Source organism: Pseudomonas sp. GW822-FHT01E03 (assembly GCF_058802985.1).
On record NZ_JBXAOQ010000005.1, the window covers coordinates 318,650 to 342,105 of the forward strand.

At 61.3% G+C, this 23,456-nt stretch carries 16 protein-coding genes; 7 read left to right on the forward strand and 9 right to left on the reverse strand.

What is annotated here, in order from left to right; genetic code table 11:
• Nucleotides 1-28 precede the first annotated feature (28 nt).
• The 4 genes from AC1RP7_RS12710 to AC1RP7_RS12725 form a co-directional block, all read right to left on the reverse strand.
• Nucleotides 29-1,984: an acetyl/propionyl/methylcrotonyl-CoA carboxylase subunit alpha gene (locus tag AC1RP7_RS12710; RefSeq protein WP_493180752.1), complete on the reverse strand. Its 1,956-nt coding sequence runs from the start codon at nt 1,982-1,984 to the stop codon at nt 29-31.
• Entirely contained in the window at nt 1,984-2,796 is an 813-nt protein-coding gene (locus tag AC1RP7_RS12715; protein ID WP_489338882.1) for a gamma-carboxygeranoyl-CoA hydratase, read from the reverse strand. Before AC1RP7_RS12715 ends, AC1RP7_RS12710 begins: the two co-directional genes overlap by 1 nt.
• Before the next feature lie 130 nt (nt 2,797-2,926).
• On the reverse strand, nt 2,927-4,534 hold the full coding sequence (locus AC1RP7_RS12720) for a carboxyl transferase domain-containing protein (RefSeq protein WP_150812594.1): 1,608 nt from the start codon (nt 4,532-4,534) through the stop codon (nt 2,927-2,929).
• A 12-nt stretch (nt 4,535-4,546) separates the two neighbouring features.
• Nucleotides 4,547-5,710: an isovaleryl-CoA dehydrogenase gene (locus AC1RP7_RS12725; protein WP_340314095.1), complete on the reverse strand. Its 1,164-nt coding sequence runs from the start codon at nt 5,708-5,710 to the stop codon at nt 4,547-4,549.
• Between the two features lie 248 nt (nt 5,711-5,958).
• Between AC1RP7_RS12725 and AC1RP7_RS12730 the strand changes: the two genes are divergently transcribed.
• Nucleotides 5,959-7,656 carry an AMP-binding protein gene (locus tag AC1RP7_RS12730; RefSeq protein WP_218496180.1) on the forward strand — a complete coding sequence of 566 codons (1,698 nt, stop codon included), beginning with the start codon at nt 5,959-5,961 and terminating at the stop codon, nt 7,654-7,656.
• A 682-nt stretch (nt 7,657-8,338) separates the two neighbouring features.
• Here AC1RP7_RS12730 and AC1RP7_RS12735 read toward each other — a convergent pair.
• The 3 genes from AC1RP7_RS12735 to AC1RP7_RS12745 form a co-directional block, all read right to left on the reverse strand.
• Nucleotides 8,339-9,238: a hydroxymethylglutaryl-CoA lyase gene (locus AC1RP7_RS12735; RefSeq protein WP_493180753.1), complete on the reverse strand. Its 900-nt coding sequence runs from the start codon at nt 9,236-9,238 to the stop codon at nt 8,339-8,341.
• Between the two features lie 146 nt (nt 9,239-9,384).
• Nucleotides 9,385-9,786, reverse strand: a complete 402-nt coding sequence (locus AC1RP7_RS12740; RefSeq protein ID WP_057714129.1) for a MerR family transcriptional regulator — start codon at nt 9,784-9,786, stop codon at nt 9,385-9,387.
• A 205-nt stretch (nt 9,787-9,991) separates the two neighbouring features.
• Nucleotides 9,992-10,921 (reverse strand): LysR family transcriptional regulator, encoded by a 930-nt coding sequence (locus AC1RP7_RS12745; RefSeq protein ID WP_057714130.1) that lies wholly within the window; start codon nt 10,919-10,921, stop codon nt 9,992-9,994.
• A gap of 165 nt (nt 10,922-11,086) precedes the next feature.
• Here AC1RP7_RS12745 and AC1RP7_RS12750 point away from each other — a divergent pair, with 165 nt between their 5' ends.
• Nucleotides 11,087-12,316 (forward strand): acyl-CoA dehydrogenase, encoded by a 1,230-nt coding sequence (locus AC1RP7_RS12750; RefSeq protein WP_057714131.1) that lies wholly within the window; start codon nt 11,087-11,089, stop codon nt 12,314-12,316.
• A 195-nt stretch (nt 12,317-12,511) separates the two neighbouring features.
• Here the strand turns inward: AC1RP7_RS12750 and AC1RP7_RS12755 are convergent, their stop codons facing one another.
• Nucleotides 12,512-13,852, reverse strand: a complete 1,341-nt coding sequence (locus AC1RP7_RS12755) for a phosphate ABC transporter substrate-binding/OmpA family protein (protein WP_493180754.1) — start codon at nt 13,850-13,852, stop codon at nt 12,512-12,514.
• 198 nt (nt 13,853-14,050) lie between these two features.
• A complete protein-coding gene (gene xthA / locus AC1RP7_RS12760; protein ID WP_057714133.1) occupies nt 14,051-14,863 on the reverse strand; it encodes an exodeoxyribonuclease III in 813 nt (270 codons plus the stop codon).
• A gap of 285 nt (nt 14,864-15,148) precedes the next feature.
• Here xthA and AC1RP7_RS12765 point away from each other — a divergent pair, with 285 nt between their 5' ends.
• The 5 genes from AC1RP7_RS12765 to AC1RP7_RS12785 all read left to right on the forward strand — a co-directional run bounded on the left by AC1RP7_RS12765 (nt 15,149) and on the right by AC1RP7_RS12785 (nt 23,450).
• Nucleotides 15,149-15,799 (forward strand): GNAT family N-acetyltransferase, encoded by a 651-nt coding sequence (locus tag AC1RP7_RS12765; RefSeq protein ID WP_090456646.1) that lies wholly within the window; start codon nt 15,149-15,151, stop codon nt 15,797-15,799.
• Nucleotides 15,800-15,877: 78 nt separating this feature from the next.
• Nucleotides 15,878-17,605 (forward strand): autotransporter assembly complex protein TamA, encoded by a 1,728-nt coding sequence (locus tag AC1RP7_RS12770; RefSeq protein ID WP_102671588.1) that lies wholly within the window; start codon nt 15,878-15,880, stop codon nt 17,603-17,605.
• Nucleotides 17,602-21,273: a translocation/assembly module TamB domain-containing protein gene (locus AC1RP7_RS12775; RefSeq protein WP_493180755.1), complete on the forward strand. Its 3,672-nt coding sequence runs from the start codon at nt 17,602-17,604 to the stop codon at nt 21,271-21,273. The genes AC1RP7_RS12770 and AC1RP7_RS12775 overlap by 4 nt, the downstream gene beginning before the upstream one ends.
• Before the next feature lie 237 nt (nt 21,274-21,510).
• On the forward strand, nt 21,511-21,984 hold the full coding sequence (locus AC1RP7_RS12780) for a MarR family winged helix-turn-helix transcriptional regulator (protein ID WP_090456640.1): 474 nt from the start codon (nt 21,511-21,513) through the stop codon (nt 21,982-21,984).
• A complete protein-coding gene (locus AC1RP7_RS12785) occupies nt 21,981-23,450 on the forward strand; it encodes an efflux transporter outer membrane subunit (protein WP_493180756.1) in 1,470 nt (489 codons plus the stop codon). Before AC1RP7_RS12780 ends, AC1RP7_RS12785 begins: the two co-directional genes overlap by 4 nt.
• Nucleotides 23,451-23,456 lie beyond the last annotated feature (6 nt).

A 23,456-nucleotide genomic window follows, 5' to 3' on the forward strand; every position in this document is an offset into this window, starting at 1 on the left:
CCTCGCGATGCGTAGGACCGATCTCATTTCACGCTTCTTCCAGTTCGACCAGCGCACTGCCTTCGCTGACCATTTCGCCTTCCTGGCAATACAGCGCCTTGATCACCCCGGCGTGGGGCGCGCGGATGCTGTGCTCCATCTTCATCGCTTCCAGTACCACCAATTGCGCCCCGGCCTCGACCGATTGCCCGGCCTCTACCAGTACCCGGACGATGCTGCCGTTCATGGGAGCGGTCAGCCCGCCCTGATGGCTGTGGCTGGCCTCGACGGCGCTGATCGGGTCGTAAGACTCGATGCGGCGCAACTCGCCATCCCACTGCAAATACACATAGTCGCCACGGCGTATTGCGCGGTGCTGACGGCGCACGCCTTCGTGCTCGGTCAGCAGTTGCTCGCCCTTGAGCCGAGCGCTGTGGGCATTGATGTCGCCCAGCGTCAGCGCACGGTCCTGACCTTCACAACTCAAGTGAAGGGTGATTTCTCTCGGCAAGCCGGCACGCAGCCCGTTAGGTGCAGCCCACGGCGAACTCGGGTCATCGGCGCGGGTTGCATGGGGCTGGCTCTGGGCGAACGCCTGGGCGGCGGCTTGCCAGAAGTCATCGCTGAGTTCCGCTGGGGTCGGCAGCAACTGTTCCTGATAACGCGGAATGAAGCCGGTATCCAGTTCGGCAGCGGCAAATGCCGGGTGGCCTATGATGCGCCGCAGGAAATTGATGTTGGTCTTCAGCCCGCCGATGGCGAATTCGTCGAGCATGCTCAGCAGGCGCAAGCGCGCCTGTTCACGGTCTTCACCCCAGGCAATCAACTTGCCGAGCATCGGGTCGTAGAAAGGCGATATTTCATCGCCTTCTTCAACGCCGCTGTCCACTCGACGCCCCGGCCCTTGGGCGGATTCGCGATACAGCTCCAGGCGACCGGTCGCCGGCAGGAAATCATTGCCCGGGTCTTCGGCATACAGCCGCACTTCGATCGCGTGCCCCACCAGTGGCACCTGGTCCTGAGTCATCGGCAACGCTTCGCCGCGTGCCACGCGAATCTGCCAAGCCACCAAGTCGAGGCCCGTGATGGCTTCGGTGACCGGGTGTTCGACCTGCAGGCGGGTGTTCATTTCCATGAAGAAGAACTCGCCGCGCGCATCCAGCAAAAACTCCACGGTGCCGGCACCGACATAACCGATGGCCTGCGCCGAGCGTACGGCGGCTTCACCCATGGCGCGCCGCAGCTCCGGACTCAGGCCCGGTGCCGGTGCTTCTTCGACGACTTTCTGATGACGACGTTGGATCGAGCAGTCGCGTTCGTTGAGGTACAGGCAGTTGCCGTGCTGGTCGGCGAACACCTGGATTTCCACGTGACGTGGCTTGAGCAGGTATTTCTCCACCAGCATCCGCGAGTCGCCGAACGACGATTGCGCCTCACGCTGGGCCGAGGCCAGGGCTTCGGCCAATTGGCTGACGTCCTCGACCACTTTCATGCCTTTGCCGCCACCCCCGGCCGTGGCCTTGAGCAACACCGGATAGCCGATGCGTTCGCAGGCGGCGCGGAAGGTTTCCAGGTCCTGGGCTTCGCCGTGATAACCGGGCACCAGTGGCACGCCAGCGGTTTCCATCAGGGCTTTGGCGGCGGACTTGCTGCCCATGGCATCGATGGCCGAGGCGGGCGGGCCAAGGAAAATCAGGCCGGCCGCTTCGATGGCGCGGGCGAACCCGGCGTTCTCCGACAGAAAGCCATAGCCGGGGTGAATCGCCTGGGCGCCGCTGGCCTTGGCGGCAGCGATCAGTTTGTCGATCTGCAGATAGCTGTCAACGGCTTTGCTGCCGCCGAGGTCAACCCGAATGTCAGCTTCGCGGCTGTGCCGGGCGTCACGGTCGGTGGCGCTGTGCACGGCCACGGTGGTCAGGCCCAGGGCCTTGGCGGTACGCATTACCCGGCAAGCGATTTCGCCACGGTTGGCCACCAGCAGGGTGGTGAGGACAGGTGCGCTCATCAACGGGGCTCCTTGGTGGTTTCGGCTTGCCAGCTCGGCGGACGTTTTTGCAGGAAGGCGCGCAGGCCTTCCTGGCCTTCGGGGCTGACGCGGATGCGGGCGATGGCGTTTTCGGTGTAGCGGCGCAATGCCGGGGTCAGTGAGCCGTCGCCGACTTCGCGCAACAGGTCCTTGCTGGCGCGCATCGCGGCCGGACTGTTGAGCAGCAGATTGTCGATCCATTGCTCGACTTTCTGTTCCAGCTCGGCACTTGCATAGCTCTCCGACAACAATCCGATTTCCCGTGCCCGTTGCCCGCCGAAGCGCTCAGCGGTCAAGGCGTAGCGACGTGTAGCGCGCTCGCCAATGGCTTGCACCACGAACGGGCTGATTACCGCGGGTGCCAGGCCGATGCGCACTTCCGACAGGCAGAATTGCGCATCATCGGCACCGATGGCCATGTCGCAGCAACTGATCAAGCCCAATGCGCCGCCAAAGGCTGCGCCTTGCACGACGGCCAGGCTCGGAATCTTCAGTTTGGCCAGGTTGTACATCAATTCCGCCAGTTCCCGGGCGTCATCGAGGTTGGTAGCGTAATCGAGCTCGGCCGATTGCTGCATCCAGGCCAGGTCGGCGCCGGCGCTGAAATGCTTGCCGCGACCGCGCACGATCAGAAACCGCAGGCTGGCATCGCTGGCGACTTTGTCGAGGGCGAGTATCAGTTCGCGGATCATTTCGGCATTGAAGGCGTTGTTCTTTTCTTCACGGCTGAGCCACAGCGTGGCAAAACCACGGGGGTCGGTCAGCAGTTCGAGGGTGTTGAAGTCGCTCATATTGTCCGTCTCCACAACTCTGTTCTGTAGGAGCGAGCATGCTCGCGATGGTCTTGAGGACGCCGCTGGGTGTCAGGCTTTCAGCGTTATCGTTGACGATCATCGCGAGCAAGCTCGCTCCTACAAAAAATCACATCCGGAACACGCCGAAGCGGCTCGGTTCGATTGGCGCGTTCAACGACGCGGACAAGGCCAGGGCCAGTACGTCGCGGGTCTGGGCCGGGTCGATGACACCGTCGTCCCACAGACGCGCGCTGGAATAGTAGGGGTGACCCTGTTCTTCGTACTGGTCGAGGATCGGTTGCTTGATCTCGGCTTCCTGTTCGGCGCTGAAACCATGGCCGCTGCGTTCGGCCTGTTCGCGCTTGACCTGCACCAGCACGCCGGCCGCCTGTTCGGCGCCCATCACGCCGATTCGCGCATTCGGCCACATCCACAAGAAGCGCGGATCGTAGGCGCGACCGCACATGCCGTAGTTACCAGCACCGAAACTGCCGCCGATGATCACGGTGAACTTCGGCACCTTGGCGCAGGCCACGGCGGTCACCAGTTTCGCGCCGTGCTTGGCGATGCCGCCAGCTTCGTACTTCTGCCCGACCATGAAACCGGTGATGTTCTGCAGGAACAGCAGCGGGATGCCGCGCTGGCACGCCAGTTCGATGAAGTGCGCGCCTTTCTGCGCCGCTTCAGCGAAGAGGATGCCGTTGTTGGCGAGGATCGCGATCGGGTAACCGTGCAGGTAAGCAAAACCGCAGACCAGCGTCGTCCCGAACAGCGCCTTGAACTCGTCGAACACCGATCCGTCCACCAGCCGCGCAATCACTTCGCGCACGTCAAACGGTTGCTTGGCGTCGGCCGGGACCACGCCGTACAACTCGTCACTGCTGTAGAGCGGGGCGATCGGCGTGCGTTGCTGAACCTCGCCTTGCTTGCGCCAGTTGAGGTTGGCGATGCTGCGGCGTGCCAGTGCCAGGGCGTGTTCATCGCTCTCGGCATAATGGTCGGCCACACCGGAAATCTTGCAGTGCACATCGGCCCCGCCGAGGTCCTCGGCACTGACCACTTCACCCGTCGCGGCTTTCACCAGCGGCGGGCCGGCGAGGAAGATGGTCGCTTGTTCGCGGACCATGATCGCTTCGTCGGCCATCGCCGGTACATAGGCGCCGCCAGCGGTGCAGGAGCCCATGACCACGGCAATCTGCGGGATGCCCAGGGCGCTCATGTTGGCCTGGTTGAAGAAAATTCGTCCGAAGTGCTCGCGGTCCGGGAACACTTCATCCTGACGCGGCAGGTTGGCGCCGCCGGAGTCCACCAGATAGATGCACGGCAGACGGTTCTGCTGGGCGATGGTCTGGGCGCGCAGGTGCTTTTTCACCGTCAGCGGGTAATACGAACCACCTTTGACCGTGGCGTCGTTGGCGACGATCATGCACTCGACGCCTTCCACACGGCCGATCCCGGCAATTACGCCAGCAGCGGGGACGTCTTCGCCATACACCTCGTACGCCGCCAGTTGGCTGATTTCCAGAAACGGCGAACCCGGATCCAGCAAGCGGTTGATGCGCTCGCGAGGCAGCAATTTGCCCCGCGAGGTATGGCGTTCCTGAGCCTTCGGGCCGCCACCTTGCGCCACTTGGGCGAGCAGGGTGTGCAACGCGTCGACCTGCTTGAGCATCGCTGCGCTGTTGGCGGCGAACTCCGCTGAACGGGGGTTGAGCTGGGTATGCAGGGTAGCCATGTGCAGCTCCGTTTAGCGGGTTTCGTTGAACAGTTCGCGACCGATCAGCATGCGACGGATCTCACTGGTGCCCGCGCCGATTTCGTACAGCTTGGCGTCACGCAACAGACGGCCAGCCGGGAATTCATTGATGTAGCCGTTGCCACCGAGAATCTGGATCGCGTCGAGGGCCATTTGCGTGGCGCGTTCGGCGCTGTAGAGGATCACGCCGGCGGCGTCCTTGCGCGTGGTCTCGCCGCGTTCGCAAGCCTGGGCCACGGCATACAGATAGGCGCGGCTGGCGTTGAGTTGGGTGTACATGTCGGCGACCTTGCCCTGGATCAGCTGGAATTCGCCGATGCTTTGGCCGAACTGCTTGCGGTCGTGGATGTACGGCACGATCAGGTCCATGCACGCCTGCATGATCCCGGTTGGGCCGCCGGAGAGCACGACACGCTCGTAGTCGAGGCCGCTCATCAGCACTTTCACGCCGCCATTGAGCACGCCGAGGATATTTTCTTCCGGCACCTCGACGTCATCGAAAAACAGCTCGCAGGTGTTCGAACCGCGCATGCCGAGCTTGTCGAACTTGTTGCTGCGACTGAAGCCTTTCCAGTCGCGCTCAACGATGAAGGCGGTGATGCCGTGAGGGCCTTTTTCCAGGTCGGTCTTGGCATAGATCACGTAGGTGTTGGCGTCCGGACCGTTGGTGATCCAGGTCTTGCTGCCGTTGAGCACGTACTTGTCGCCGCGTTTATCGGCACGCAGTTTCATCGACACCACGTCGGACCCGGCATTCGGTTCGCTCATGGCCAAAGCGCCGATGTGCTCGCCGCTGATCAGCTTCGGCAGGTATTTGGATTTCTGCTCGTGGTTGCCGTTACGGTTGATCTGGTTGACGCACAGGTTGGAGTGCGCGCCGTAGGACAACGCCACCGAAGCCGAGCCACGGCTGATTTCTTCCATGGCCACCACGTGGGCCAGGTAACCCAGGCCGGCACCGCCGTACTCTTCCGGCACGGTAATGCCCAGCAGGCCCATGTCACCGAATTTGCGCCACAGGTCGGCGGGGAACAGGTTGTCGATGTCGATCTGAGCGGCGCGCGGGGCGATCTCCTTGGCGACGAAGGACTGAACCTGATCGCGCAGCATGTCGATGGTTTCACCGAGGGCAAAGTTCAGGGATGGATAGTTCATGGGTCACCTTTTGGCTTTTTTGTCGGTTGGTGAGACTGTCAATGGGTTCTCACCTTTACGTTAACGTAAGCCTGTGACGAATGGCTGTCAATCACCCTTTACGTAAACGTCAACTTGGGTGATTCTGTAGGAGCGAGCTTGCTCGCGAAGGACGTCAACGATAACCCGTGTTGTCTGGATAAACGCGGTGCCTTGACGTTCTTCGCGAGCGAGCTCGCTCCTACAAAATAAAGACAATAGGGGTCGTCATGGATCAACCCAGTGCAAGCCCGCAACGCAGTTACACCCGTGGTTCCCAGGACAAAGCCTTGCTGGCGATGACCATCGGCCAGGCGTTCGACAACACGGTTGCGCAGTACCCGGACGGGGAGGCGCTGGTGGTGCGCCATCAACAGCTGCGTTACACCTGGCGGCAATTGGCCGAGGCCGCGGACCTGCACGCCAGGGCACTGCTGGCGCTGGGGCTGCAAGCCGGGGACCGCCTCGGCATCTGGGCGCCGAACTGTGCGCAGTGGTGCATCAGCCAAATTGCCACCGCGAAAATCGGCGTGATCCTGGTCAACATCAATCCGGCGTATCGCAGTTCCGAACTCGAATACGTGTTGAAGCAATCCGGCTGCCAATGGCTGGTGTGTGCCGGGGCCTTCAAGACCTCGAACTATCACGCCATGGTGCAGGGCCTGGTGCCGGAACTGGCAGAGCAGTCCATCGGCAAATTGCTCAGCGAGCGGTTGCCGGAGTTGCGCGGCGTGATCAGCCTGGATGTGCAGCCGCCCAGCGGTTTCCTGCCCTGGTCGCAACTGACGGATCTGGCTGGCAGCGTGTCTCCTGAACAATTGCGCGAGCGTCAGGAAAGCCTGCATTTCGATCAGGCGGTGAACATCCAGTACACCTCTGGCACCACCGGTTTTCCCAAGGGCGCGACCCTCAGTCACTACAACATTCTCAACAACGGTTACATGGTTGGCGAAAGCCTGGGCTTGACGGTGGCCGATCGCCTGGTGATCCCGGTGCCGCTGTATCACTGCTTCGGCATGGTCATGGGCAATCTTGGCTGCATCACCCATGGCAGTACGATGATTTACCCGAACGACGCGTTCGATCCGTTGCTGACCCTGGGCACTGTGGCCGAAGAAAAGGCCACCGCGCTGTACGGCGTACCGACCATGTTCATCGCCATGCTCGATCAACCTCAGCGTGCCGGGTTCGACCTGTCGAGCCTGCGCACCGGGATCATGGCGGGCGCAACCTGTCCTATCGAGGTGATGCGCCGGGTCATCAGCGAAATGCACATGAGCGAAGTGCAGATTGCCTACGGCATGACGGAAACCAGTCCGGTGTCGTTGCAGACCGGTCCTTCAGACGACCTGGAACTGCGCGTGACCACCGTCGGCCGCACCCAGCCGCAACTGGAAAGCAAGATCATCGACGAAGCGGGCAACCTGGTGCCGCGTGGCACCATCGGTGAGCTATGCACCCGCGGTTACAGCGTGATGCTCGGCTATTGGAACAACCCTGAAGGCACGGCGGACGCCATCGATCAGGCTGGGTGGATGCATACCGGTGATCTGGCGAGCATGAACGACGAGGGTTACGTGTGCATTGCCGGGCGCAACAAGGACATGATCATCCGTGGTGGTGAGAATATTTACCCGCGGGAGCTGGAAGAATTTTTCTTCACTCATCCGGCCGTTGCGGACGTGCAGGTGATCGGCATTCCTTGCTCGCGCTACGGCGAAGAGATTGTCGCCTGGATCAAGTTCCACCCCGGCCACAGCGCCACCGAGCAAGAGCTGCAAACCTGGTGCAAGGAGCGCATCGCGCACTTCAAGACGCCGCGCTACTTCAAGTTCGTCGAGGAGTTTCCGATGACGGTGACTGGCAAGATCCAGAAATTCCGGATGCGCGAGATCAGTATCGAGGAGTTGCGCGAAAAGCAGGAATGAAGAGGAAACCTGTGGGAGCGAGCTTGCTCGCGATGAGGGTGTGACATTCAACATTTGTGCTGACTGATCCACCGCCATCGCGAGCAAGCTCGCTCCCACAGTGTCTTGAAGAGTTTTCAGAATCGCAGACAGCACAAAGGGGAGCCGAAGCTCCCCTTTAATTTTCGTTGCGCGTGCTCTTTTTTTATTATTGAGGGTCGGTCTGTTTTTGTTTTTGGCAACCGTTGCCCTTTACCGCTGTTTTTGGCGATCCCCATTCGGGATCAAGAGCAAACGTATTTTTTTGAGCGCTGATCTACTTTCTCGCTGAGCGATCCAACCAGTTCGGGAGCTACCTGAAGGTAGTTTTATTATTCTCTGCCCGGTTGCGGGTAACTCCGAAAAGCACCCTGAAAAGCACATCTTCTCCAAAAAAATCTGTTAGCTGCGTCTCTGCCGTGTTGTTTTTGTTATGTCAGAGTCGTTACGTCTTGTTTTTATTAGGTTTGCCGCAATTTTTTTATTCTTGTTATGCGATAGATGTAGCAGGAGGCGTGCCAACTTTATAAAAGCCTTTAAAATCAATGGTTTGAAAATTTGTAGGGTTTTGCGCCTCAGGCAAAACCCTACATTTTGTTTCCGTGTTACTCGCTTGTGCCCACGTTTGAGTCCGTGCGGTAACACCCGGACACACTCAGCGCACTCACTTTGCGCTGCGGGCCTTGGCCACGCGGGAGCCGGTAGGGCGACCCAACACCGTGCAAATCTGCTGGCCGGCGAGCATCAAGGCGTCGAGGTCGATTCCGGTGTCGATGCCCAGGCCGTTGAGCAGGTAAACCACGTCTTCGGTGGCGACGTTACCGCTGGCACCCTTGGCGTAGGGGCAGCCGCCGAGACCTGCGATGGAGCTGTCGAACACCGAGATGCCTTCCAGCAAGCTGGCGTAGATGTTGGCCACAGCCTGACCGTAGGTGTCGTGGAAGTGCCCGGCGAGTTTCTCCCGGGGCACCTCCTTCGATACCACTTCAAACATCTTGCGGGTTGCGCCAGCGGTGCCGGTGCCGATGGTGTCCCCCAGCGAGACCTCATAGCAGCCCATGGCATACAGCTCGCGGGCGACCATGGCGACCTGCTCCGGGGTGACATGACCTTCATAGGGACAGCCCAGCACGCAGGACACATACCCGCGCACGGTCACCCCATGTTGTCTGGCGGCGTCCATGATCGGCCCGAAACGCTCCAGGCTTTCGCTGATCGAGCAATTGATGTTGCGCCGGGAAAACGCTTCGGACGCCGCCGCGAACACGGCCACTTCCTTGACCCCGGCAGCGAGGGCATCTTCGAAACCGCGCAAGTTGGGGGCGAGCGCGCCGTAGACCACGCCCGGTTTGCGCTGGATCTGCGCGAAGACCTCGGCGGAGCCGGCCATCTGCGGCACCCACTTGGGCGAAACGAAACTGCCGACTTCGATATAGCCGAGCCCGGCTGCGGTCAGTGCGTCGACCAGTTGCACCTTATCGGTAACACTGATGGGTTGGGCTTCATTTTGCAGGCCGTCGCGTGGGCCGACTTCGACAATGCGTACGTGGGTGGGGAGGGGCATGGGGTTCGACCTGTGCTGATTGTTCGGAGAACCCTGTAGGAGCGAGCCTGCTCGCGATGGGCTCCCAGGCACCGTGTTTATCCAGCAAACACGCGTTATCGTTAACGACCATCGCGAGCAGGCTCGCTCCTACAAGGGGTCGGGTTTTACTGAATGACTTCCTGGCTTTTGAGCGTCTGCTCCAGCGCCTGCACGCAGCGCTCTTCGGCGGTATCGAGTTCCAGTTTCATCTGTTCGATGTCCAGCATTTGCTGTTCAAGCTGCTCCCGGCGCTCACTGATTTTCGCCAGCATGCTGTGCAACTGTTTGGTGTTACCGCTGGACGGATCGTAGAGCTCGATCAGCTCGCGGCATTCAGCCAGGGAGAAACCGATGCGCTTGCCCCGCAGGATCAGCTTCAGGCTGACCTTGTCGCGGGGCGAGTAAATGCGTTCCTGGCCACGGCGCTCGGGGCTGAGCAGGCCTTGCTCTTCATAAAAGCGAATGGCACGGGTGGTGATGTCGAGCTCGCGGGCGAGATCGGAAATGCTGTAGGTCTGGCTGCTCATGGACGCGCTCGCAAAAGGTCATGGCGCTAAGCTAATGGCAGGTTGACGTTTACGTCAAGGGGCAGGTCTTTGCGGTGTGGAGAAGGGCCTCATCGCGAGCAAGCTCGCTCCCACAGGGATCTGTGTCGGACACAAGTATTGTGTTCACTGGATACCTACTGTGGGAGCGAGCTTGCTCGCGATGGGGGCACCTCGGTATCAACCCCTACACCTTCTCGAGCTTTTTCTCCTGCGCCGTCACCTGCTGGCACAACTCGATCATCTGCTCGCGCATCCAACGGTTCGCCGGGTCCTGGTCAGTGCTTTCGTGCCAGTAGAGGTGGGTTTCCACCGGCGGCACATCATTGACCGGCAGGTAAAAGGCGTGCAAATCGTTACGACGGGCGAAGCGTTCCGGTACGGTCATGACCATGTCGGTCTGCTGCAACACTTGTGAGGCCATCAGGTAATGCTGGGAGCGTAGGGCGATCTTGCGCTGAATGCCCATCTTGCCCAGCGCCAGGTCGACATAGCCGAGGCCGCTGCGGCGACTGGAAATATGGATGTGGGTCAGGCTCAGGTAATCGTCCAGTGCGAGTTTTTCCTTGCCCGCCAGCGGATGCCCCTTGCGCATGGCGCACACGTAGCGGTCCTCCATCAACTTGACGTGACGCACCTGCGGGTCGGTGTTGAGCGGCGCATCCACCGCGAAGTCGAGGCGTCCGGCCGCCAGTTCCTTGGTGGTTTCGCGACGTTTGGACAGGAAGCTTTCGATGATCACCGCCGGAGCCAGGCGGCGCAGGCGCTGGAACAGCGGCGGCAGGATCACCGCTTCGGTCAGGTCGGTCATGCTGATGCGATAGGTCTTGACCGCTTGCTGCGGGTTGAAAATGCGGCTTTCCTGCACCGACACGCGCAGCAGCGAGAGCGCGTTGCGCACCGGGCCGATGATGTTCTGTGCCATGGGCGTGGGCACCATGCCCTGGGCTGTGCGCACGAACAACGGGTCGTTGAAGGTCTCGCGCAACCGGGCCAGAGCGTTCGACACCGCTGGCTGGGTAATGCCCACAATCTGCCCGGCGCGGGTCAGGTTGGCTTCGGTGTAGATCGCGTCGAAGACGATGAAAAGGTTGAGATCGACCTTGCTCAGATTCATTACGCGGCTCTCTTATTGTGTGGGCGGGCTGACCGTGACGATCAGCCGATCATATATCGGTGATGAATGTTTATACACGCCGAGAATAGGCTAGGTAAATTATCAACGCTGTTCTAGCATCGATACATGACCTAAAACAACCTCCCCCAAGAAGGTATCTCGCTCATGGATTTCGCTTATTCGCCCAAGGTTCAGGAACTGCGTGAGCGCGTAACAGCGTTCATGGACACCTACGTCTATCCCGCCGAAGCCGTGTTCGAGCGCCAGGTCGCCGAGGGCGATCGCTGGCAGCCGACGGCGATCATGGAAGAACTCAAACTCAAGGCCAAGGCCGAAGGCCTGTGGAATTTGTTTCTGCCTGAGTCCGAACTGGGTGCCGGCCTGACCAACCTCGAATACGCGCCACTGGCGGAAATCATGGGCCGCTCGCTGCTGGGTCCAGAGCCGTTCAACTGCTCGGCACCGGACACCGGCAACATGGAAGTGCTGGTGCGCTACGCCAACGAAGAGCAGAAACAACGTTGGCTCGAACCGCTGCTGCGGGGCGAGATCCGCTCGGCGTTCGCCATGACCGAACCGGATGTCGCGTCCTCCGACGCCACCAACATGGCCGCCCGTGCCGTGCGCGATGGCGACGAGTGGGTGATCAACGGCAAGAAATGGTGGACCTCGGGTGCTTGCGACCCGCGCTGCAAAATCCTGATTTTCATGGGCCTGAGCAATCCGGACGCGCCACGTCACGCCCAGCACTCGATGATTCTGGTGCCGGTGGATGCGCCCGGTGTGAAGATCGTGCGTCCACTGCCGGTGTTCGGTTACGACGATGCACCTCATGGGCACGCCGAAGTGCATTTCGAAAACGTACGGGTGCCATACGAAAACGTCCTGCTGGGCGAAGGACGCGGCTTCGAAATTGCTCAAGGTCGCCTTGGCCCTGGCCGGATTCACCATTGCATGCGTTCGATCGGCATGGCCGAGCGCGCCCTGGAACTGATGTGCAAGCGCTCGGTGAACCGCACGGCGTTCGGCAAGCCTCTGGCACGCCTGGGCGGCAACATCGACAAGATCGCCGACTCGCGGATGGAAATCGACATGGCACGCCTGCTGACGTTGAAAGCGGCGTACATGATGGACACCGTCGGCAACAAAGTGGCGAAAAGCGAGATCGCGCAGATCAAGGTCGTCGCGCCAAACGTGGCATTGCGGGTGATCGACCGGGCGATCCAGATCCATGGCGGGGCAGGGGTTTCCAACGATTTCCCGCTGGCCTACATGTATGCAATGCAACGCACCCTGCGCCTGGCCGACGGCCCGGACGAAGTGCACCGTGCGGCAATCGGCAAGTTCGAAATCGGCAAATATGTGCCGAAGGAGATGATGCGTAGCGGGCAATAAGACCGCAAAAAATTTGTGGGCAGTGAGTATTTGTGGCGAGGGGGCTTGCCCCCGTTGGACCGCGAAGCGGGCCTGAATCCATTCACCGTGTTGGCTCTGATGCAACGCGGTGGATGATTCGCGACTGCTTCGCAGCCGAACGGGGCGGTGCGGCGTTCCGACAAGCCCCCTCGCCACATTTGTTCGCATTTCAGTTCAATACACCCAAACCTCAACCCGCCGATTCTTGATCCTTCCCTCATCGGCGCTATTGGCCGCCACCGGCATTTCGGCACCGAATCCGCGAATCTCGCGAAACACCACGCCGCTCTTCACCAACTCCCGCCGTACCGCCATGGCCCGCAGCTTCGACAACAGATCGGCGCGCGCCGGGTCGCTCTTGGCATCGCCAAACCCCACCAGCGTCACTTGCCCAGCCGTTTTGTCGTGCTGCTTTATATAGTCGAGCACCCGCCACAGGTCTTGTCGGGCCTTGTTGTCCAGGGTGGCGCTGCCTTCCTCGAAACGGAAGTTCACCGACAACCGCTGAGCATGTCTGCTTAGCGCCTGATAACCCTCTGGCATCAGCGCATTGGGGGTAACGGCCATGGCCTGGACGGTTTGGGCGATAAAGCCATTGGCGGCCACAATGGCCTGACCCTTAGTGCTTTGGGCAAACGCCACCAGGGCATTGGCCCAGGGATTTTTCCCGTTGGGTGGCAGATAGAAGAACAGCCGACGGGACAGCGGATAATCTTCCGTGGCAATCAGGCTGTTGAGCGGCGGCATGGCTTGCGATTGACCGTCGACAATGGCCACGGCTTTAGCCTGGCGCACGTAGGGCAAACCGATGAAACCGATGCCATGCGGGTCAGCGCTGACCGCATCGGACAGTTGTTCGCTGGACTCGAAGCGCTTCGCCGCACTGCCGAGGGTTTTCCCGTGGCCGCTGAGGACCAGTTCCTTGAAGGTGTCGTAGGTCCCGGACTGATTATCCCGTGCATACAGATGAATCGGCCCGCCGCGACCGCCAATGTCTTCCCAGCTCTTCACCTCGCCACTGAAAATGCGCGCCAGTTGCACGGTGTCGAGTTGGTTCAGCGGATTGTCCGGATGAAGGATGATCGCCAGGCCATCGATGGCAATGACCTGTTCGGCGCTCGGGCTTTTCAGGTCGCCGAGCGATTGCAGGCTGGCCAGTTCGCTGTCCTTGATTGGGCGCGACGAGGCGGCCAGATCGGCGCTGGCTGCTTTGAGTGCAGTGAAACCGGTGCTGGAGCCATGGGCCGCTACCTCCACCACGACCCGACGGCCCTGAACGGTTTCGCCGACGATGCGCAGTTCGTTGGCGGTGTCCGGGGTTTCACGGCGGATCTTGCGCAGGCCCTGTTCACTCAACAGACCCTCGACCAGCGCCGGCCCCAATGCCGCACCGATGGTGTTGGAACCCTGAATCCGCAGCGCCGGGCCGTGTTCGGGTGTCGGCAAGTCGCCGGCCGAGGCCGCCTGCGGCAAGCCCGTGCACAGCATCAACAGGAACAACACGCGCAGCATCATGCCGGCACCATATATAGCCAAAGGAGGTGTCGGGAGATTAAGTCAGTAAGGTTTCCGAAAAATGACAAATTGCAGTGGTGGTCCCCTGTGGGAGCGAGCTTGCTCGCGATGGGGACTTTACATTCAATATCGATGTTGAATGTAAGACTGCTATCGCGAGCAAGCTCGCTCCCACAGGGGATTGTGGTTGGTCCTGAATCAGCTCAACTCAAGCCAGATCGGCGCATGGTCCGAAGGTTTTTCCATGCCTCGCAGTTCATAGTCCACACCGGCGGCCTTCACCCGTGGCAACAGGCCGTGGGAGGCGAGGATCAGGTCGATGCGCAGGCCACGCTTGGGCTCGTCTTCGAAGCCACGGCTGCGATAGTCGAACCAGCTGAAGGTGTCGGTCACGTCCGGGTTCAAGTGACGGAAACTGTCGACCAGGCCCCAGTTCTTCAGACGGGCCATCCACTCGCGCTCTTCCGGCAGGAAGCTGCACTTGCCGGTTTTCAGCCAGCGCTTCATGTTGTCCGGGCCGATGCCGATGTCGCAGTCTTCCGGGGAAATGTTCACATCGCCCATCACCACCAGCGGCTGGTCGTTCTTGAACTGGCTTTCCAGCAATTGCTGCAAATCGCCGTAGAAACGCTGCTTGGCCGGGAACTTGGTCGGGTGGTCGCGGCTTTCGCCCTGTGGGAAATAACCGTTCATGATGGTCACCGGCACGCCATTGGCGTCGGCGAAGGTGCCCCAGATGAAGCGTCGTTGGGCGTCTTCTTCGTCGGTGGCGAAACCTTTATGCAGGGCCAGCGGCTCCTGGCGCGAGAGCAGGGCGACGCCGTAATGGCCTTTTTGCCCGTGGAAGTACACGTGATAACCCAGGGCCTGCACCTCGGCCAGCGGGAACTGTTCGTCGTGGACCTTGGTTTCCTGCAAGCCGATCACATCGGGCTGGTGCTTTTCGATCAGCGCCGCCAGCTGATGGGGGCGGGCGCGCAGCCCGTTGATGTTGAAGGAGACGATCTTCATGGTCGGCAGTCCTGGCAAAAGGGCGATGCTAGCTGACATGTGGGAATCGGGCCAGTGTGGGGTGAGGGGATTCGGCTGTGCCTGTCAGATGTGTATGGGCAGTGATGGCCCTTTCGCGAGCAAGCCCGCTCCCACAAAAGCAAGGCTGGCGCATCACCTGTGGGAGCGGGCTTGCTCGCGAAGGCGATTTCATTGCCTACACTCATTTCGGAACTGTGTCAGCGCCAACAGGCTCGTAACAACAAGAGCGCAGCCACCCGAGCTGTGCCGGGGAGATCAACCGTCATGCCCGAAACCTCGACCGCCATCGCCGATATTCACATGCTCGACAGCGGCTACGGCCGCGAAGCGCGTTCGTTGCTGTACCAGGCTTATCGACACGAGCCGACCTTCGGCTATCTGTTCGAAGCCGAGCGCCCCGGCTACGAACAGCGGGTTCGCGCCACAGTGCGCGAGTTGGTAACCCAGCACTTTTTTCAGGACCTGCCGGCCATCGGCCTGCTGGTCAACGACCGCCTGATCGGCATCGCCCTGATCGCACCGCCACAACGTCGCCTCGGCGTCACCGAAAGTTGGGCCTGGCGCCTGCGCATGGTGCTCAGTACGGGATTTCGCTGCACCCGTCGCTACCTCGAGTATCACGCTGCCGTGGAAGCCTGTGTGCCAAACGACTCGGTGCACGTCCTGCCGTTGCTGGGGGTTCATCCGCAGTTCCAGGGCAAACATTTCGGCGAACAACTGTTGCAAGCCGTGCACAACTGGTGCGCCGTGGATGAAAACTCACAGGGCGTGATCCTCGATACCGGGAACCCTCGCTACCTGGAGTTCTATAAGCGCCAGGGCTATCAGGAAATCGGTGAAGTTGCCGTAGGACCGATTCGCGAGCACGTGTTTTTTCACCCCAATCCCCAGGTGTTACATACTGCAACCGCTTGAACGGCGAACTTTCTTTGCATGCCAGGCTCTATCACGCTTCCATGTTCATGATCCATGCTCGTGATAGCATCCGCGCCTATGAAGTTTCCAGGAAGAATTACCAGCGGTGTGCTGATGCTGATGACCAGCTGCGCAGCGCTGGCACAAAGCGAATTGGATGTACGGATCAAACCGTCCAATGACGAGCTGAAAGCCAATATCGAAGGCTATATCGGCAGCCTCGGCGATCGCGATGAAGAAGCGTTGCTGCGCTTCAGCCGTGGCGCCGAAGAACAGGCGCGCAAGGCCGCCCAGGCCTTGGGCTATTATCAGCCGCACATCGACAGTGAAGTGAAGGGCGGCGAAAAGCCGCGCCTGGTGTTGACGGTCGACCCCGGCGAGCCGGTGCACTTGCGCAACGTCACGGTACGTGTCGACGGTCCGGCAGCCTCCCTCAAGGCCTTTCGAATTCCCAAAAGCGACGCGCTCAAGCCCGGCGCCGTGCTCAACCATGGGCATTACGAGGACGCCAAGCGCCTGATCCAGAATCAGGCTTCGCGTTATGGCTTTTTCAGCGGCCGTTTCACCCGTTCAAAATTGTCGGTCGATCCACGGGCCGGCGTTGCCGATATCGAACTGATCTATGAAAGCGGTCCGCGCTATACCTTGGGCAAGGTCAGTTTCGAGGGCGATACGCCGTTCGATGACGAGTTGCTGCAACGCATGGTGCCGTTCAAGACCGGCACGCCGTATGACTCGGAACTGATCGCCGAGCTCAACCAGAATCTGCAATCGAGCGGCTACTTCGAAGGCGTGCGCGTGGACGCGGCACCCACGGCGTCCAGGGACGAGGCGATCCCGGTGGACGTCAAGCTCGAAACCCGCAAGCCGCGGACCATGGGCCTGGGCCTGGGTTTCTCCACCGACGTCGGCCCGCGGGCCAAGGCCAACTGGACCCGGCACTGGGTCAACGCGCAAGGGCACAGTTATGGCTGGGAAACCGAAGTCTCGGCACCTCGGCAAAACGTCGGGCTGTTCTACGACATTCCGCTGGACCCGCCACTGACCGACAAACTGCGTTTTGCCGGTGGCTACCAGAATGAAGAAATCGCCGATAAGGACAGCCACAGCAAGCTGCTGACCCTCGGCCCCGAGTGGCACAGCAAACTGCCCAGCGGCTGGCAACGGGTGGTATCGCTGAAGTGGCAGCGCGAGGATTACCAACTGGGCGATGACTCGGGACTCAGTACCTTGCTGATGCCCGGTGTGAGCTATTCGTACCTCAAAAGCGACAACCGCATCGACCCGCACAACGGCTATCGCCTGCAATTCGAATCCAAAGTGGCCAAGGAAGGTCTGGGTTCCGACAGCAACCTGCTCTATGGCACGGCATTGGTCAAAGGCCTGACCACGGTGTTCGATAAACACCGCCTCCTCGGGCGGGTGCAGGTCGGCGGCAGTGCCACCAACGGCTTCAAATCGGTGCCGCCATCGCTGCGCTTCTTCGCCGGTGGCGACCAGAGCGTGCGTGGCTACGACTATCAGAGCCTGTCCCCGGAAAACTCCGACGGCGACCGCATCGGTGGTCGCTACATGGTCGCCGCCAGCGCGGAGTATCAGTATTCCATCGCCGAAAAATGGCGGATCGCGACCTTTGTCGATCAGGGCAACTCCTTCAACACGCTCGAACTGCCGAACCTCAAGACCGGGGTCGGTATCGGCGTGCGCTGGGTATCGCCGGTGGGGCCGATCCGCCTCGATCTGGCCCATGCGCTGGACGACGATGGCGGTATTCGACTGCACTTTTCCATGGGGCCTGAGCTGTGAAGCGTGGTTTGAAAGCAACACTGCTGACGATGGTGGCGCTGGTGGCAGTGGTTGTCCTGACGCTGGCCACGGTGCTGGGCACGGCGACGGGCAGCCGCTGGGCATTGGGTTTCGTGCCGGGCTTGACCCTGGAAAACTTCCAGGGCCGGCTGGGCGGGCAGTGGAGTGCCGACCGGATGCTGTGGCAGCAGGACAGCAACCGGGTTGAACTGAGCAAGGTGATTTTCGCCTGGTCGCCGTTGTGCCTGACTCGCATGACCCTGTGCATCGAGCAATTGCAGGCCGATCAGGTCAGCCTGACGTTCCCGCCGGGTGCCGAAGAGCCAGACAGCGGCCCGATCACGCTCCCGGAGCTGAAGTTACCGTTGGCCCTCGAACTGGGAGAGATCAAGGTCGGCAGCCTGTTGTTCAACGGCAGCGAAGAGCTCAAGGGCTTGCAACTGGCGGCGCACTGGACGACGGCCGGTTTGAAGATCGACGCGGTGTCGTTGCAGCGCGATGACCTGAGCCTGAACCTGTCCGGCCTGTTGCAGCCCTCCGGCAACTGGCCCCTCAGCGCCTCCGGCAAGCTGACCCTGTTGTCGACGCCTGCCCCCCTGGCGCTGGCGCTGAAAGTCGACGGCGACCTGCTCAAGACCCTGAACCTGAACGCCGACAGCAGCGGTTACCTCAACGGGCAACTGACCGGCGAACTGCAACCGCTGGTGGAAAACCTGCCGGCCAAGGTGCGGATCACCGCCGATGGCTTCAAGCCCAGTGCCGATCTGCCGGACACCCTGCAACTCAATCAGCTTGAACTCACGGGGGCAGGCGACTTGAAGAACGGCTACGCGCTGCTCGGCAAAGCCACGCTGCCCGCCGAGCAAGGGCCCGTCACCCTGGCGCTGCAAGGCAAGGTCGACGCCAAGGGCGCGCAGATCGCCGCGCTGGACCTGACCGCCAGCGACAAGCAAAGCCTCAAGCTCACCGGACAGCTGGATTGGAGCAAGGGCTTGAGCGCCGAGGCGAAGATCGACTGGCTGGATTTTCCGTGGCACAGGCTCTATCCGCTCCTCGACGAACCGCAGGTAGCGCTTCGCACGTTCACCGGCGAAGTCTCTTACACCGACGGCAAGTACCTTGGGCATTTCGCCGCGGCGGCGGATGGTCCGGCCGGCGCCTTCACCCTGGCCAGCCCTTTCGCGGGCGACCTGACGAAAATCTATCTGCAACAGATTCAACTCCAGGCCGGGCAGGGTAAGGCTGAAGGGCACCTGAACCTGCAATTTGCCGACGGCATTGCCTGGGACACCGCGCTGGACCTGTCGGCGATCAACCCAGCGTACTGGGTCGCGGAGCTGCCGGGCACACTGGCCGGGCCGTTGCGCAGCACGGGTGAGATGAAGAACGAGGTGCTCAGCCTCAATGCCGACCTGGACCTCAAGGGCAAACTGCGCGGTCAGCCAGCAGTGATCCAGGCCAAGGCCGATGGCCGTGGCGAGCAATGGAACCTCAATACCCTGCAAGTTCGCCTCGGCGACAACAGCATCAGCGGCAAAGGCAGCCTGCAACAGAAACTCGCCGGCCAGATCGATCTCAAGTTGCCGCGCCTGGCCCAGCTCTGGCCGCAACTGCGGGGCCAGCTCAATGGCCGCGTGGATGTCGCCGGCACACTCAAGGCGCCCCAAGGCAAGCTTGACCTGCAAGGTTCGCAACTGGCTTTCCAGGACAATCGCCTGCAAAGCCTGAACCTGGACGCCACGCTGGACAGTGCGCAACGGGCGAAAGTCGACCTCAAGGGCAGCGGCATCCGGGCCGGTGACACTTCACTGGGAACCCTGACCGCCAGCGGCCAGGGCGACATCAAGAACCAGAAGTTGAGCCTCGATCTGCAAGGGCCGAAGCTGAAACTGGCGCTGGGGCTGGACGGTGCGCTGGACAAAGGCAATTGGCGCGGACGCCTGGCCAGCGGTGACATACAGGCCGGTGGCCAGGACTGGAAGCTGCAAGGGCCGGCGAAACTCGAACGCCTGGCGGACGGCAAAATCACCTTTGGCGCCCATTGCTGGGCCTCCGGTCAGGCCAGCCTGTGCGGTGAAGACGCGCGCCTGATGCCCGAGCCGAAGCTGCGTTATCACCTCAAGCAATTCCCGATCGACAGCCTCGCGCAGTGGTTGCCGAAGGATTTCGCCTGGCAGGGCCGGCTCAACGCCGAGCTGCAACTGGACCTGCCGGCCAGTGGCCCGAACGGCCAGGTCAGCGTCGATGCCGGCGGCGGCACGTTGCGCATCAAGGACAAGGACCAGTGGCTGGACTTCCCGTACCAGACCCTGAAACTCACCAGCAAACTCACGCCCAAGCGCATCGACACCGAGCTCAACTTCGTCGGTGGCAAACTCGGCGAGCTGATGGTGCAGGCGCAGCTCAATCCGTTGCCGAAGAACAAACCGTTGAGCGGCTCGTTCCGCTTGAGCGGGCTGGACCTGTCGGTGGCGCGACCGTTCGTGCCGATGGTCGAAAAACTGACCGGGCGCTTGAATGGCAGCGGCACGATTTCCGGTGGGCTGCTGGCACCGCAAGTCAATGGCAGCCTGCAACTCAGCGACGGTCAGATCTCCGGGCCTGAATTGCCGATGGAGCTGAAAAATCTGCACCTCCAGGCGCTCATCGCCGGTGAAAGCGTGCAACTGAACGGTGGCTGGGACAGCGGCAAGGCCGGGCATGGCAGCCTGAACGGCAACGTCGCGTGGGGCCAGGCGCTGGTGGTGGATCTGACGCTCAAGGGTTCGCAGTTGCCAGTCACCGTCGAGCCTTACGCCAAGCTGGAAGTCGCGCCTGACCTGAAAATCTCGATGAAGGGCGATGAGTTGGCCATCGCCGGCAAAGTGCTGGTGCCCAGGGGCGACATCACCATTCGCGAGTTGCCGCCATCGACGGTCAAGGTCTCCGATGACACGGTGATCGTCGGTCAGCAGACCGAGGAGGGCAAGCCGCCGCTGGCAATGAAAATGGACATCGAAGTGCTGGTCGGTGAGGACAAGCTGAGCTTTGCAGGATTTGGCCTGACCGCGAATGTGCAGGGGCATGTGCACATCGGCGACAACATGGACACCCGTGGCGAGCTGTGGCTCAACGATGGACGATATCGCGCCTACGGCCAGCGGCTATCGGTGCGCCGGGCACGCTTGCTGTTTGCAGGTCCCATCGATCAGCCGTACCTGGACATCGAGGCCATTCGCAAGATCGACGACATCATCGCCGGCATTCGTTTGAGTGGCAGCGCCGAGCAGCCGACCACGCAGATCTTCTCCGAACCGGCCATGAGCCAGGAGCAGGCCCTGTCCTATCTGGTGCTCGGGCGTCCGCTGAGCAGCAATGGCGAAGACAACAACATGCTCGCCCAAGCGGCCCTCGGGTTGGGCTTGATGGGTAGCTCCGGGGTGACCAGCGGCATCGCCAAGAACCTGGGCATCCAGGACTTCCAGCTAGACACCCAGGGCAGTGGCGATGCCACCAGTGTGGTAGCCAGCGGCAATATTTCCGAGAAGCTCAGCCTGCGCTATGGCGTCGGCGTGTTCGAACCGGCCAACACCATTGCCCTGCGCTACAAGCTGAGCAAAAGGGTCTACCTCGAAGCCGCCGGCGGCGTGGCCAGTTCGCTGGACATCTTCTACAAGCGGGATTTCTAGGCCTGCGTTTTCGTTAAAACCGAGTTGCCCCCATCGCGAGCAAGCTCGCTCCCACAAGGTCCAGTGCGATCCCTGTGGGAGCGAGCTTGCTCGCGATGGCGTCAGTGTGGCCGCAACAAATTCCGACGCCATTGATCAACTATTTACCAAGCATGCTAACTATTGCGTTGACATTCGCTGCCTAGGCAGTAACATCCTGACATACATTCACTGCCTAGGCAGCTAATTGGTGGTCAGATGAAACATTTCTCCCCGGAAGATTTCCAGAATTGCCATCTCGGCCTGTTGCTCGGGCGTGCCGCGCTGCTCAAGGACCGGATCATCGACACCCACATGGAACCCCACGGCATCACCGCCGCGCAGTTCAAGGTGTTGATCATCATCGCCCAGTACGGCGTCGATTCTCCGGGCGAGTTGTGCCGGCACCTGTCCCTGGACAGCGGCTCGATGACGCGCATGCTCGATCGTCTGGAACAGAAAGGTTTCCTTGCCCGCCAACGCTCCGAGGCAGATCGCCGCCAGGTGCAGCTTGTGCTCACGGAAGAAGGGCAGAAGCTCGCCGGGCGGTTGCCGCACATCGGCGCCGAAGCCATGAATGAACTGGCCGGTGCCATCACTCCGGAAGAACTGAAAACCCTGGAGTTGATCCTGAAGAAAATTTTGGTGGCAGCCGGTGACGCGATCACGCTGCTGCGGGTAGGTGACAAATGAGCAGTAACCCCTTGCGTACCGGCTTGAGCCTGGTGCTGTTGGCCATGAGCGTCGCCGGTTGCGCCAGTTACAGCGGCCTGAAAACCGAAGGCGTCAGCCTCGACGCGAAGACCCTCAAGGCCGGGCAATCCCTCAGCGGTGTGACGTTGTCCCCCGCGGCCTGGCCAAAAAGCGACTGGTGGAAAAGCCTCGGCGACCCACAACTCGATGGCCTGATCCGCGAGGCCCTGCGCGACAGCCCGGACATGCAGATCGCCGATGCCCGTGCCCATCAGGCCAGCGCTGCCGCTTCCGCAGCCGACGCTGCGCGGATGCCGACCCTGGATGCCAGCGCTGGTATCAGCCGCTCGCGCCTGGCCCGGGACCAGGACCCGCTCGGGCAGGGTGACGCTTACGCCACCGTTCGCAACATCAGCACCGGTTTCAACTACGACTTCGACCTGTGGGGCGGTCAACGCGATGCCTGGGAAGCGGCCCTCGGCCAGGCTCGCGCCGCCGAAGTCGACCAGCAGGCTGCGCAACTGACGCTGGCCGCCGATGTCGCCCGGGCCTATAGCGATCTCGGTCAGGCGCACATCGTCTACGACCTGTCCAACGAAGACCTCAAGCGCACCCGGCAAATGCTCGACCTCAGCCAGCGGCGCCTGACTGCCGGGATCGACAGCCAGTACCAGTTCCAGCAGACCGAAAGCCTGGAAGCCACTTCCCAGGCCAACCTGATCGACGCCGAAAAACGCTTGAACAGCGCGAAAATTGCCCTGGCCGTTCTGCTCGGCAAAGGCCCGGACCGCGGCAATGAAATTGCCCGACCCAACATTCTTCAGCCGAGTGCGGTAGCGCTACCTTCGGTGCTGCCGGCCGAGTTGCTGGGGCGTCGCCCGGACCTGGTGGCCGCGCGCTGGCGGGTCGAAGCGGCGAGCAAAAGCATCGACGCCGGCAAGACCCGGTTCTATCCCAACCTGAACCTCAGTGCCGCTGCCGGCGCCGAATCCTTGCTGGGCGATGCGATGTTTGGTTCGGCCAGCCGCTTCTTCAACATTGCACCGACGATCTCTGTGCCGATCTTCGACGGTGGCCGCTTGCGCGCCGACCTCGATTCCCGCGACGCCGATTACGACCTCGCCGTGGCGCAGTACAACAAAAGCCTGGTCAAGGCGCTGGGGGATGTCAGCGACAGCGTCAACCAGCTGCGTGACATCGGCCGGCAGATCGCCGCCCAGCAGCACGCCACCGACATCGCCCAGGATTCCTACAACACCGTGGTCCAGCGTTACGGTTCCGGCATCGGCAACTACCTGGACGTGCTCAGCATCGAGCAGCAATTGCTCCAGGCCCAGCGCCAGCTGGCCAACCTGAATGCCGAGCAGATTGACCTGTCGATCCAACTGATGCAGGCGCTGGGCGGCGGTTTCCAGCCTGAGGCCATCGCCTCGGCCAACGCCACGCCAGCCACGCTGACCCACTAATTCAAG

Coding starts and splice junctions, on each gene's coding strand:
- AC1RP7_RS12710 (WP_493180752.1), bottom strand. CDS start 1,984: ATGAGCGCACCTGTCCTCACCACCCTGCTGGTGGCCAACCGTGGCGAA.
- AC1RP7_RS12715 (WP_489338882.1), bottom strand. CDS start 2,796: ATGAGCGACTTCAACACCCTCGAACTGCTGACCGACCCCCGTGGTTTT.
- AC1RP7_RS12720 (WP_150812594.1), bottom strand. CDS start 4,534: ATGGCTACCCTGCATACCCAGCTCAACCCCCGTTCAGCGGAGTTCGCC.
- AC1RP7_RS12725 (WP_340314095.1), bottom strand. CDS start 5,710: ATGAACTATCCATCCCTGAACTTTGCCCTCGGTGAAACCATCGACATG.
- AC1RP7_RS12730 (WP_218496180.1), top strand. CDS start 5,959: ATGGATCAACCCAGTGCAAGCCCGCAACGCAGTTACACCCGTGGTTCC.
- AC1RP7_RS12735 (WP_493180753.1), bottom strand. CDS start 9,238: ATGCCCCTCCCCACCCACGTACGCATTGTCGAAGTCGGCCCACGCGAC.
- AC1RP7_RS12740 (WP_057714129.1), bottom strand. CDS start 9,786: ATGAGCAGCCAGACCTACAGCATTTCCGATCTCGCCCGCGAGCTCGAC.
- AC1RP7_RS12745 (WP_057714130.1), bottom strand. CDS start 10,921: ATGAATCTGAGCAAGGTCGATCTCAACCTTTTCATCGTCTTCGACGCG.
- AC1RP7_RS12750 (WP_057714131.1), top strand. CDS start 11,087: ATGGATTTCGCTTATTCGCCCAAGGTTCAGGAACTGCGTGAGCGCGTA.
- AC1RP7_RS12755 (WP_493180754.1), bottom strand. CDS start 13,852: ATGATGCTGCGCGTGTTGTTCCTGTTGATGCTGTGCACGGGCTTGCCG.
- xthA (WP_057714133.1), bottom strand. CDS start 14,863: ATGAAGATCGTCTCCTTCAACATCAACGGGCTGCGCGCCCGCCCCCAT.
- AC1RP7_RS12765 (WP_090456646.1), top strand. CDS start 15,149: ATGCCCGAAACCTCGACCGCCATCGCCGATATTCACATGCTCGACAGC.
- AC1RP7_RS12770 (WP_102671588.1), top strand. CDS start 15,878: ATGAAGTTTCCAGGAAGAATTACCAGCGGTGTGCTGATGCTGATGACC.
- AC1RP7_RS12780 (WP_090456640.1), top strand. CDS start 21,511: ATGAAACATTTCTCCCCGGAAGATTTCCAGAATTGCCATCTCGGCCTG.
- AC1RP7_RS12785 (WP_493180756.1), top strand. CDS start 21,981: ATGAGCAGTAACCCCTTGCGTACCGGCTTGAGCCTGGTGCTGTTGGCC.